The sequence below is a fragment of the Pedobacter deserti genome (genome assembly GCF_024436415.1).
Classification (GTDB): Bacteria; Bacteroidota; Bacteroidia; order Sphingobacteriales; family Sphingobacteriaceae; genus Pedobacter; species Pedobacter faecalis.
Genome location: NZ_JAFMZQ010000002.1, coordinates 101,594 through 113,564, shown reverse-complemented (window position 1 = coordinate 113,564; position 11,971 = coordinate 101,594). Strand labels below are relative to the sequence as shown.

13 protein-coding genes are annotated in these 11,971 nt (G+C 45.2%); 2 read left to right on the top strand and 11 right to left on the bottom strand.

The window, feature by feature from the left end; translation table 11 throughout:
- Positions 1 to 6: 6 nt before the first annotated feature.
- The 5 genes from hemL to J3P40_RS15520 form a co-directional block, all read right to left on the bottom strand.
- A complete protein-coding gene (gene hemL, locus J3P40_RS15540; protein WP_256007172.1) occupies positions 7 to 1,380 on the bottom strand; it encodes a glutamate-1-semialdehyde 2,1-aminomutase in 1,374 nt (457 codons plus the stop codon).
- Between the two features lies 1 nt (position 1,381).
- A complete protein-coding gene (gene hemB / locus J3P40_RS15535) occupies positions 1,382 to 2,347 on the bottom strand; it encodes a porphobilinogen synthase (RefSeq protein WP_256007171.1) in 966 nt (321 codons plus the stop codon).
- Positions 2,348 to 2,358: 11 nt separating this feature from the next.
- The gene (hemC, locus tag J3P40_RS15530; RefSeq protein WP_256007170.1) at positions 2,359 to 3,936 is read right to left on the bottom strand and encodes a hydroxymethylbilane synthase; all 1,578 of its coding nucleotides are present in this window, start codon (positions 3,934 to 3,936) and stop codon (positions 2,359 to 2,361) included.
- Positions 3,937 to 3,960: 24 nt separating this feature from the next.
- On the bottom strand, positions 3,961 to 5,190 hold the full coding sequence (hemA, locus tag J3P40_RS15525; protein ID WP_256007169.1) for a glutamyl-tRNA reductase: 1,230 nt from the start codon (positions 5,188 to 5,190) through the stop codon (positions 3,961 to 3,963).
- 165 nt (positions 5,191 to 5,355) lie between these two features.
- The gene (locus J3P40_RS15520; RefSeq protein ID WP_256007168.1) at positions 5,356 to 5,868 is read right to left on the bottom strand and encodes a DUF2911 domain-containing protein; all 513 of its coding nucleotides are present in this window, start codon (positions 5,866 to 5,868) and stop codon (positions 5,356 to 5,358) included.
- 115 nt (positions 5,869 to 5,983) lie between these two features.
- On the opposite strand from J3P40_RS15520, the gene J3P40_RS15515 reads away from it, so the two are divergent.
- Positions 5,984 to 6,232: a hypothetical protein gene (locus tag J3P40_RS15515; protein WP_256007167.1), complete on the top strand. Its 249-nt coding sequence runs from the start codon at positions 5,984 to 5,986 to the stop codon at positions 6,230 to 6,232.
- Positions 6,233 to 6,236: 4 nt separating this feature from the next.
- Here the strand turns inward: J3P40_RS15515 and J3P40_RS15510 are convergent, their stop codons facing one another.
- From J3P40_RS15510 to J3P40_RS15495, 4 genes are all read right to left on the bottom strand, one after another.
- Positions 6,237 to 7,049 carry an alpha/beta hydrolase gene (locus J3P40_RS15510; RefSeq protein WP_256007166.1) on the bottom strand — a complete coding sequence of 271 codons (813 nt, stop codon included), beginning with the start codon at positions 7,047 to 7,049 and terminating at the stop codon, positions 6,237 to 6,239.
- Between the two features lies 1 nt (position 7,050).
- Positions 7,051 to 7,917, bottom strand: coding sequence for an ROK family protein (locus tag J3P40_RS15505; protein WP_256007165.1), 867 nt, complete (start codon positions 7,915 to 7,917; stop codon positions 7,051 to 7,053).
- A 128-nt stretch (positions 7,918 to 8,045) separates the two neighbouring features.
- Positions 8,046 to 8,291, bottom strand: coding sequence for a DUF1456 family protein (locus J3P40_RS15500; RefSeq protein WP_256007164.1), 246 nt, complete (start codon positions 8,289 to 8,291; stop codon positions 8,046 to 8,048).
- Position 8,292: 1 nt separating this feature from the next.
- Positions 8,293 to 9,612, bottom strand: a complete 1,320-nt coding sequence (locus J3P40_RS15495; protein WP_256007163.1) for a DEAD/DEAH box helicase — start codon at positions 9,610 to 9,612, stop codon at positions 8,293 to 8,295.
- Between the two features lie 154 nt (positions 9,613 to 9,766).
- Here J3P40_RS15495 and J3P40_RS15490 point away from each other — a divergent pair, with 154 nt between their 5' ends.
- Entirely contained in the window at positions 9,767 to 10,240 is a 474-nt protein-coding gene (locus tag J3P40_RS15490) for a ribonuclease H-like YkuK family protein (RefSeq protein WP_256007162.1), read from the top strand.
- Positions 10,241 to 10,244: 4 nt separating this feature from the next.
- Here J3P40_RS15490 and J3P40_RS15485 read toward each other — a convergent pair whose 3' ends face one another.
- Both J3P40_RS15485 and J3P40_RS15480 read right to left on the bottom strand, forming a co-directional pair.
- Positions 10,245 to 10,715, bottom strand: coding sequence for a hypothetical protein (locus J3P40_RS15485; protein WP_256007161.1), 471 nt, complete (start codon positions 10,713 to 10,715; stop codon positions 10,245 to 10,247).
- A gap of 161 nt (positions 10,716 to 10,876) precedes the next feature.
- On the bottom strand, positions 10,877 to 11,938 hold the full coding sequence (locus J3P40_RS15480) for a porin (protein ID WP_256007160.1): 1,062 nt from the start codon (positions 11,936 to 11,938) through the stop codon (positions 10,877 to 10,879).
- Between the last annotated feature and the right edge of the window lie 33 nt (positions 11,939 to 11,971).

Below are 11,971 nucleotides of genomic sequence, written 5' to 3'. Positions count from 1 at the left end.
AATAAATTACTTATTTCGAAACACGATATCCAGACTATCAAAAATCGCACGCTTCGCTTTCTCCAGCTCAATTTTGGTATGGGCAGCCGAAACAAAACCAACCTCGTAACCTGAAGGTCCGATGTAAATACCGCGATTCAAGAGTTCCCGGTGCAGGTGTTTAAATTTTTCCATGCTTTGCGGGTCAATATCTTCCGCACAACGTATCTGGTCTTTGTCTGTAAATGCAAACCAGAAAATAGAGCCAACACTAAACACCTTTAATTTATAGTTCCGCGCCGTTGCAAACCGCTGGATACTCGCAGCAAATTCGCCAGCCTTGTTATTCAGCTCTTTATAAAAACCAGAACGCAGCAGTTCGGTGAGTTGAGCTATTCCCGCTGCCATAGCCACCGGGTTCCCAGACAAGGTGCCTGCCTGATACACGCCACCGTCGGGCGATATATGGCTCATAATTTCTGATGAAGCACCGTACATACCTACTGGTAGACCACCACCGATTATTTTACCATAGGTAACAATGTCAGGTTTTATCCCGTAATAACCGGCAGCGCCTTCAAACCCCAGTCTGAAACCTGTGATCACCTCGTCGAGGATCAGCAACGCCTGGTTATCCCGACATATTTGTTCAAGCGATTTCATATATTCTTCGGTTTGCATCAGCAAGCCGTTGTTGGCCGGAATACCTTCAATAATTACCGCTGCCACCTGATCCTTGAATTGCATGAACGCCTGCTCCAGTGCAGCGACATCATTTAAGGGAATTACCACGGTTTCTTCCGCAAATGATCTCGGCACCCCGGCTGACGAAGTCTCTCCGAAAGTCACCAATCCGGATCCTGCCTTCACAAGCAGGGAATCGCTGTGTCCATGATAGCAACCCTCGAACTTAATGATCTTGTCGCGGCCGGTATAGCCGCGGGCCAATCTGATGGCAGACATTACTGCCTCAGTGCCTGAACTCGTAAACCGGATCTTTTCGACGAAGCGGTTGTTTTTTATGATCAGCTCTGCCAGCTCATTCTCCAGTACCGTCGGGGCGCCGAAACTCATCCCATTCTGCATGACCTCCGTTACCTTTTCCCGGACTTTCGAATGGTTGTGTCCAAGGATAAGCGGCCCCCAGCTTCCGCAAAAATCTATGAATTGATTTCCATCGGCATCCCATACGTAACAACCGTCACCTTTCTGGATGAACAAAGGTGTTCCATACACCGATTTAAAGGCTCTTACAGGAGAATTTACCCCACCCGGAAAGTATTTTTTTGCTCTCTCGTACAGCTCGGCCGATTTTTCACGTGAGATATCGGGCTTAGATCCAGTATTTACTGGTACGTCTCCCTCATTCCCTGAAAAGATTTTTTTTAATGACTCCAACATATTACATCCAGTTCTTCTCTAAAATATCCCTTATATGATAGGTGGTAATTATACTTGCCCCAGCTCTCGCAAAGGCGTGCATTGTCTCCATTACTACCTTTTGCTCATCTATCCAGCCCTTCTCGGCAGCTGCTTTAACCATTGCATATTCGCCCGACACATTATAACATGCAATAGGCAGATCGGTGTGCTGTTTAAGATTATGGATTACATCAAGATATGCCAGTGCAGGTTTCACCATAAGTACATCTGCACCCTCGCTCTCATCCAGCATGGCCTCTCTAACCGCCTCCTGACCATTTCTGAAGTCCATCTGATAAGCCTTGCGATCACCCTTTCCAGGTGCACAATCGGCCGCCTCCCGGAACGGGCCGTAATATGCGGAAGCAAACTTAGTTGCATGAGACATAATTGCGGTGTTTACGTAGCCTTCGCCATCCAGCACACTTCTCATGGCAGCGACCCTGCCATCCATCATGTCTGACGGCGCCAGCATATCTGCCCCTGCCTGAGCATGGGTTAAAGCCATCTTTGCGATAACTTCTACCGTCGCGTCATTCTGTACGTAGTCATTTTCCAGAATACCGCAATGGCCATGTGTGGTATACGAGCAAACACATACGTCGGTCACCACATACAAGTCTTCCCCAAATTGAGTTTTCAGTGCTCTGACTGCAGAAGGCACCAGCGAGTCGTCGTGATAAGCCGAGTGTGCATCGGCACTTTTTTCATCGCCAACGCCAAACAGCATAATTTTATTGATGCCCAGTTTCAGGCCTTTTTCTACATCGCGGATTAAAGTGTCTTCAGAAAAATGACTCACCCCTGGCATCGCGCCTATTTCCCTAACCACATCTTTACCCGGAACTACAAAGTAAGGATAGATAAACATATCCTTAGAGACTCTGGTTTCCGCAACCATCTCCCTCACAACAGGGTTCTTTCTCAATCTTCTCGGACGTTGCATAACTTGATTTATTAAATTTCAATGCCGAACACCGCCTCGGCCAAGCCAATTTCATCGGGAGCGAATGGCAGCACATAGCGCACGCCCATTTCTTCCAGTTTCCGGCCCGTAGAATTACCGATAGCAATCACCTTCTGTCCCGGGTCCAGCAGATTATCCGCGAAATAAGCGTCTACGTTACTCGGACTGGTAAAAATGAGCACCTCGGCAGAGGTCGGGTCTATATCTTCTTCTACGACCGTTTCATATATCGGCAGATCAACCACCTTCGTATTTGCCTTTAGCTGACTTTGTATACTTAACAGGGAATCCTGTGCACGTGGAAACAGGATTGTTTTATTTTCGGCCAGTTTCGCGAAATCACGAGCTATCTCATCGATGTCGCCCCCAACCCCCACAAAACCGGCGGTATGGCCATGTCTACGCAATTCGTCCTCCGAACCCCGGCCGACCACACCAAACTGTACTTTTTTGGACAGCAACGGTTTTAAGTTAAAGAAATAGGATACCGCATTTCTACTGCTAAAGAATATCCAGTCAATGTTTTTCAGATAAAAAGGATCAAGCACATTTACGATTGGAAAGGTCCTGATCAAAGACCTTCCTTCGATTTCGATCCCGTGCTTTTCCACGGCTCTTCTAAAATAATTATTCTCTCCTATTTCTCTGGAAATAAATACTTTGGAAGGCTTTCTTCGTTCAACTGAATATTTTGACAATATGCGTTCAGCCAGTCCTTCCAAGCTATTTACGCGAAAGAACAACCGGTCAGGGAAGTGTTCGGCGCTTTCTGCCTTAGATACCCATACCTCATACTCACCGGCTTCCCTCTTACAAAAGCAGCCGAGCGGCATGTGGCATCCGCCTTCAAATAAGTTAAGTACTTTTCGCTCAAGACCAATTTCATCGGCAGTCTCCTGATGATGCAACTGCTGCAGTACATTGTACAACTCATGGTCATTTTCCCTGATCTGAATAGCCAATGCACCTTGTGCAGGCGCAGGAACAAGTTCGGCAGTATCCAGAACTTCAACATGAAATTCCGACAGATCTATATTTAAACGCTTTACACCAGCTCTGGCAAGCATGATGGCGTCGTAATCTTCATCGCGAAGCTTTCCGATCCTGGTAGGCACATTGCCTCTTAAGTCCTCAATGTTCAGATCCGGACGCAATGCCAGTAACTGCGCTTTGCGGCGGTTGGAGGAGGTACCTACCATAGCCCCTGTTTTTAGCGACAATTTCTGTGTAACATCAACGCAGTCCTTAAGAATAAGAAGAAGTTCAGCAGGGTCTTCACGCTCCGGAACAGCAGCAATGATCAGACCGGCCGGATGCACTGTGGGTAAATCCTTATGAGAATGCACAGCGAGATCTATGGTTCCGGCAAGAAGCTCTTCTTCAAGTTCCTTAGTAAAGAATCCCTTCCCTTCCAGCTTATCGAGCCTGAGATTTAATATCTTATCGCCTTGCGTTTTAATGATCTTGATCTCTGCCGGCGCGCCGATCTCCGCCAGTTTATCTTTTATGAAGTTTGCCTGCCATAGGGCAAGTTCGCTACCTCTCGTACCGATAATTAATGTTTTCACGTTGGATGCTAATTTTGGTGTAATTTAGCTATTCTTAACCAATATCTCTTTTGCCATAACCATAGGAACGCTGATATACTTTTTCTCCATGTAGTTGACCACACGCTCTAGTATCAGTCTGGAGTTTTCATCTAATCCGTTGATCTCATCGGCAAAGACACCGTTAATGGCAGTTTGCCTGATCTCCTTGATCTTCTTTGGCACACCACTCATCGCAATTTCAATTTTGCGCTGACGAAGCACAAGTTCAAAATCCTTAATATTCTCTTCAATAATATGCTCTGCGTTTACAAGTTCTGCATAGCGTTCCTGTATGTTCTTACGGGCAACTTCTTTCAGAGACTCGACCTCAATATAATGAATTGGGAAAGCAGCAACCACATCCGGAGCCGTGTCGTTTGGTACCGCAAGATCTACAATGATTTTCTTTCCACTCTCGCCATTAAGCAATTTCTCGTATATCGATCTCGTAATAATGGGTTCAGTTGAACCCGTGCAGGTAATGATCACATCAAAACCTTTGTCATAGCTTTCAAGCGCAGTAAGCGGATAAGCTGTTCCGTTCAACTCCTTAGCGAGGCCTTCGGCATTGGCCAAACTCCTGTTGAATATGGCAAAATTGGTATACTTATGCTTTTTAAGATATTGCGCCAGGTTACGATTGGTTTCTCCGGCGCCTATGATCAGCAAGCGGACATCACTGGAACACATCTTCAGATCGCGCAGTTTACGGTAGGCCAGAGATACGATAGAAACCGGGTTTTTAGAAATATTTGTATGTGTGTATACCTCTTTAGCTGTTTTAACCACGCGATTCATGATCATCCGCATGTAATCACCCGTAAAACCAGCCACCCGACATGCCTCATAAGCTTTACGCACTTGTGCTAAAATCTCTTTTTCACCCACCACAAGACTTTCCAGGGAGCAGGAAGTCCTTAACAGATGATTAAAGGCTTCCGCCTGCTCGTAAACGGACACATTTTTGACGAACTGATCCATATAAGCATCAGGCAGGCCCATATCCAGCACCGTTAGAAATCGGCGGATAAAGTTCTGATCAATCACTTCCGAAGAAGTAAAAATAAACTCCACCCGATTACAAGTACCTACATAGAATATCTCTTTAATTGCAAGTTCAGATTGAATATTTCGCAACCGGTCATCCAGCGTCTGCTCACATATTACCAGCTTTCCCAGCGATTTAAGGTCAATCTGCTTATGCGTAAAAGCAATAATCTTTAAATATTCCAAAATGTAAGACTCTGTTTATTTTTAGCGTAACAAAAGTAACAAGGGAATGCCTTTTGACTGTCATTATGCTGTAATTAAGAATTATTTAGAAAGATTTTAAATACACCTGGCACAATAGAAAAGGCGCCGGTTTCTGCCAGCGCCCTCTCAATAATGCTGTCTAAATTACTTTACGTTAAAAGGCACGGCAAGGTTGCCCCAAAGCAACGTAACTTTTCCCGCTTTGCTTATAGTAAATGTCATCTTCTCGGTAGCCGCAGAAGATTTTTCAGGTCTCACGCTTACCTGAAGGGCATTCTCTGCCTCGTTATACTCTGTACCTGGCTTTTGCCATTTCTTGTTAAATATAAATACCCATTCCTTTTCTCCCGGAATTGCATGCAGTGCGTACTTGCCGGCCGGAAGTGCTTTTCCTTCCACCTTCGCGTTTTTGCTGATCTCAAAAATCGTCGCCTCGTTTGCACCGGCCCGCCATACTTTGCCGTAGGGCGCAAGCTCTGTACCAATAGCACGTCCTTTCAGGGAAGGCTGACTGTAATCAATCATAATTGTAAGACCTGAAGCTGTGGTTTCTTTTGCGACAGCAGGGGGACTTGGCCTTTTACTCTTGTCCTGTTGAGCCGACACGCTCAGCGTAAAAAAGGCCGCAATAAAGGATAATACAATGGTTTTTTTCATCGTTATGACATTTTAGTTTGGCCTAATATAGGAAAAAATATGTTGTCATAAAAAACTGAAAATAGCAAGAACATTCTGAAATACAGATTGTTAAAAAATAATCAACCCTAAAACTATGGAACAGTTCAAAATACAGGTGGCGGATTCATCCGGCTACGGACACATCTTCAACATACGAGCGTTAAGTGAGGAAAAATTTCAGATCTATAACGACCACCACGAGCGTATGGCCACGATTGAAATTGATCATGAAGATGATAATTATTGCCGGCAGAGCCTGGATTGCCGGATAGATCTCCCATTGCTAGACGCCATAAAAGAATGCATTTTAATGCACGACGAACTGGTGATCGGCCACGCCTGAGCGTCTACTTTCTGCCGAAAAAATTATTGAAATACATCAGTTGGTATCCTACCGCATTTGTCCAGTACTCCCAGTTATGTGCACCGGGGCGTATGGTAAAATCGTGAGGTATGTTGAGGTAGGCCAATCGCTCGTGCAATTGTATGTTGACCTCATAAAAAAAGTCGTCGCGGCCGCAGTCAATGATCAACGATAGTTTGTTAGGTTCCAGCAGATGGAGCAAGTTCACCACTGTGTTCTCCTCCCAACGCTGAGGATACTGACTTTTAGGCCCAAGTCGTTTTGCAATGTCCCAGTTCATCGGAAACGGCCGGATATCTACGCCACCACTCATGCTACCGGCGGCGCCAAACACATCCTGATGCCTTATTGACAAATAAAGCGCACCGTGTCCGCCCATACTTAAACCAGTGATCGCCCTGCCGCTCCGATTTTTAATGGTGTTGTATTTGTTGTCTATCCAGTTAACCAGCTCTGTCGAAACGTAAGTCTCATATTTCCACGTGGGGTCAACCGGACTATCAAAATACCAGCTGGTAACATTGCCATCGGGGCAAACGATGATCAGATCAAAATCATCCGCATACTTCTTTATTCGCGGAACCTTATTCACCCAACCAGAGAATTTATCACCTGCACCGTGTAAGAGATAAACTGTTGGATACGACTTCCCCGAGCCGTAAGAATCGGGCTTTATGACAACGGCCTTAATATCTTTTTTCATAGACACACTTCGTGTGACTACCGTATCGACAGTAGCGGCCGAAAGCTGGAGGACTGCAAATGTAAAAGCAAACAGCGCAAATACTCTTTTCATATTATGCCCAGCTACAAGCCGCGCCAACCAGGGCGGCATCCTCCCACATTTTACTTTGGCGGATAACCACATCTTTATTTGTCACCTTATCCTTAAGCTGATCTATGAAGTGGTCCCAGCACCTCGCGATATTTCCGCCGATCACAAGCACCTGCGGATTTTCCTGTGCAATGAATGCGTCTAGAAATGCAGCCAGATTTGTAGTAAACTCATCAAACAGCAACGATCTGACCGCCTCGTCTGCATCACAAAGTACCTCTTCCACATTTCTGGCATCTTTACCTGTATGTTCCTTATAACGCTTCAGAAACCAACGTGTAGAAATGTATTCTTCAGCTATGCTGTCATGAAACGGCATAAATGCAAGGTTCATATCCTGAACCTTTCCGCTGCAATTGCTGGTGGAGCCAAGCCCTGTGCCCAGTGTTATGCCGATAGCGCGTTCAAAGTCAGCTGCCGCACCAGAGGCAAGTTCACCGCGCAAAAAAGCCTCAGCATCATTTATAAAAACGATATGCTCTCCCGGTATCCCGAGCCTGTCAGCAAGTAAATTCCTTACATTAAGACCGTAAAGAGCATCATATTTTTGCTGGTTTTGCATCAGGGACACACCCTGTTCATAGTCGAAAGGACCCGGCATGGCAATGCCGACCTGAATATCTCCCTGAGCTGAATCTGGAATAAGTGACGAAAGAGCGCTGACCCACGACTTCAAAATCACTTCGGCGCTGCCCATAGAAGCTACACGTTCTCGTTTCAGCGTGTGATCAATTACTTCATAAGATTTAGGATCGATATGCGCAGCAGTAATATGAGAACCACCTATATCTACTCCGATAAAAGGCAATTCCGATGGTTTTATGTTCATTTAGTTTGCGTTTGGTTGGTTGTGAAGTACACTTTCCTTTTCAAATAAAATAATTTAAACCGTTTTAGCAAAATTTATTTGACAAATACGTCTCGTCGCCAAGAAAGATCAGTTTTGTTAGCAGGCAACTAGACAGCATTTTCTGACGCTGGCTTTTCCCTGGGTCCACGTTTATATATCACAAGTCCATTCAGAAAATTACGCAGGATCTGGTCGCCGCATTTTTTAAAATTAGGATGATCGTCTCTCCGGAAGATATCTCCCAGCTCGCTCCGGGTAATTTTAAAATTAACCAACGACATAATCTTAATGATATCATCGTTTGTCAACTCAAGCGCTACGCGCAGCTTTTTCATAATATCATTATTACTCATGTTACAAAGCTAACGCTATTTTTATCTTTTTGTTCTTTATTCGCTGACCTGCGAGCGATTTTAATAATCCTTCAGCGCAGGTTCCCTTAACTGCAGCAAAGGCTTGATGTTCTTTTACCACGATAAGGCCAAGGTCTTCTTTTTTTAAACCGCCCTTTTTTAGGAGAAGCCCTGCAATGTCGATCTTATTTATCTTGTCTTTCTTGCCAGCCGAAAAGTACAGTGTCTTCCACATAGGCTCCGCGGGCAGGCAAAATTCATCAGGCAACGTTACGTTCGTTAACTCCGCGCTCAATTCATACGAAATGGACTCACCATCAGCAAGAAGAAGAAACACACTGCCCGCCGCATTCATCCGCGCAGTTCGTCCGTTGCGATGCACAAAAGCTTCCCTGGTAGTGGGCATCTGATAGTGAATAATGTTGTGCACCTCAGCGATGTCCAATCCTCTTGCAGCAAGGTCGGTAGTTAGAAGCACCGTTACACTCCCGTTTCTGAATTTCATCAAAGCCCGCTCACGGTCGTCCTGATCCATACCGCCATGATAGATATCGTGAACAACCCGGTGGCTGTCTAGTACCAAACTCAGTTGCTCAGTGGTTTCCCGTTGATTGCAAAATACAAGCGAACGCTCACTACCGACTTTGCAGAGAAGCTTGAGCAAGGTTTCCGCTTTACCGGTCAAAGAAGAACGTAATTCATAAAAAGCGAAATGAGGTGTACTCGATGCGTCCTTCAAGAAATCGATAGTTAGCGGGGTTCGAATACCGGTAAATGAAGGGAGTACCTCCATGGCAGTGGCAGATGTCAATATGCGCTGGCGGAGTGATTTCAACATACCGATAATATATGCCATATCGTCTTGAAAGCCCAGCTCGAGCGATTTATCAAACTCATCAAGCACAAGCATCCTGATGTGTGACTCATCAAAGGTTTGCAATTCCAGGTGGTGTGCCAGACGGCCTGGCGTACCAATGAGCACTGCCGGAGCCTGAAATAGAGCGTTTCTTTCTGTCTTGAAATCATGGCCTCCATAACAGCTGACTATTTTATAGCCCGTACCCATCTGCCGCCACACTTGATCTATCTGCAACGACAGCTCCCTTGAAGGAGAAACGATAAGACATTGCACGCCCTTTGCATTTGCATCAAGCCCCATCAGTACCGGAAGCAGAAAAGCCAGGGTTTTTCCAGAGCCTGTAGGCGCAAGCAACACAACATCCCCGCCTTTCGACACCACTTCAATCGCCTTTTCCTGCATTTCGTTCAGCGCAGCGATTTGCAGACGACCTAGCACTTCCTCCAGATTTACTTGTAACATAATAACGCCGGCAAACATAGCCAAAAAACCCGTAACATGTTGACAAATAAACAATTGTTAAAAAATAAACAACGGAGCAATAGCTATGCTTAACAACAAAGCGTTATATTTAATTACCTGAAACGGAACACTTTACTTAACTGACTACAAGTATATGACCTGGAAAAAATTTAGCGGCGACGTGGTGCATTCGCCGATCGTTCAAGAAATCGAAAATGCAATTGTTCGCGAGACAGGAAAAGGCCACAGACTTAAAGTTTGTATAGGAACAGACTCGCAGGTAAAGGGACCCACAACAGACTTTGCCACGGTAATTGTGTTGCTCAGGGAGCACCACGGCGGCTTCATGTACATCCACCAGGAAAAAACAAGCACAAAAATGACCATAAAGGAGCGAATGCTTGTAGAGGTACAGAAATCAATAGAAACAGCCTATTCCATCTGCGACCTGCTCGATTTATATGATGTACATCTAGAGGTTCATGCCGACATCAATACAAACCCGATGTTCAAATCAAACAAAGCGCTAAATGAGGCGATGGGCTATATCTTAAGCATGGGCTTCATCTTCAAGGCCAAGCCGGAAGCCTTTGCAAGTTCCACTTGTGCAGACAAAATGGTTCACTAGATCGTTACCAGCTTTTGGTGGAGATTGCCGCAGGCTTTGAGGTTTCCTTGCTATGATTGCTTTTTAGCGAAGCCTTCAAACTAGTAGTGAGTTTCTTCGACTGAACAATTATGGAAGCCATATTTCTTTGCCAGTCGCCGCGACCTAGCTTATCAGGCTCCCGCTCCAGCGGGACAGCAAGCGTAGTCGGAACAAAATTACCATAGCGGTCGCGCTGGTACGGTTTTACAACAAACTCCGTTAAGATGATCTTGTATTTTCCAGGCCTTAGATCAAGCCTCATCTGATAGCTTACTTCTGCAGACGGCCGGCCGATGCCGGATGAACCTTTGTATAACACCATTTTACCGTTGGCCAGAAGAACCGTATCTCCTACCACCCCGTCCGATTTCAGCTGTTTGCCATTTCTATCAATAAAAGTCTGAGCGTTAGTGATTGCCTGTTGTACGGGCACACTCAGCTCCTCGACCTCCATATAAGTATATTTTCCAGACTCATTTTTGGGTAATAGCTGCTGGGCGTAAACACCATATACACTGCAGGTGAACAGAAAATAACACAAATAAAATCGCATAAGACTAAAAATATTAAAGGCTGCCTTGTTTGGCAGCCTTTAAATTTAAACAAAACGTTTGACTAAAAGGCGTAAACCACCGCCAATGAAAACTGAGACGCAGTTTTCGTAAAAGCACCATTGCTCTTGGTAAATGCCCAGATTTGGTCTTCGTCGTTATCGAAGCGAACTTCCGGGATAAAGGTCAAGCCTCCGGACTTGATATTTCCTGAAAGTGTAATCGAAGTTACCGATGCGTCACTGGTAGAACCGTCTGTGCCATCCACAGCATCTTTGAGTGTAAAATATTCACCTCTCAGTCCCAATGCCACTGAAGGCGTAAAAGCATATTGAGGATATAGTGCTGCGCCGGTATAACCGCCGTTGTCGTTAGAAACTGTGTAATCAGCCGCATTCAGCCCTAGTTTAAACTTATCAGTAATCTGATACGCGGTAGTCAGATCAAAAATAGTTCCTGTACCTGGCGCACCTGCAGAGGTACCCGACAAAACATTCAGATAGGCCGACCATCCTTCAACCGGACTCAAAGCGAGCTGAGCACCGATATGAGATACGCCGTTAAAATCCTGATATACGTTCCAGTCGTTGAACAAGCCTACCATCAGACTAACTTTGTCTGAAAACGCATAGGTACCTTTTATACCCGCGTTTTGAAAAGGGCCGCTCCCGAATAGATAGGACGTAGAATAGTTAAAATTAGCAGCCGGCGAAATTACTTCATAACCAATAAATGTCCCCATATACCCTGCGGTCATTGAAAACTTATCAGTGAATGCATAACTCACATAAAGGTTTTGTATGTGAAAACTGTTCGGTCCGGTCTCATCATAACTTCCATCTGAGTTGGGGATCGATTGGAACTGCCCGCGTGGTCCAAAGGACAGTTCCCCGACGAATGAAGCCTTACCGGTGGTCTTCTTCAACGCCAGATCGATCATACCTATTGAAATAGAATTATGCTCGTTAGCAAAGTAAGTCGCAATGTTTGGTCGGTTTGCGAAATCATACTTGTAGTAAGCGTCGACTGAACCTGAGATCTCCAGAGGGGACTCAGCTTCTTCTTGCGCAAAAACAAAGGAAACAGAAGACAACAATGCAGCGGTTAATGCAAATTTTAGTTTCATAAATTTAGGTTTGTGGTTGAGATTGATAGTTTA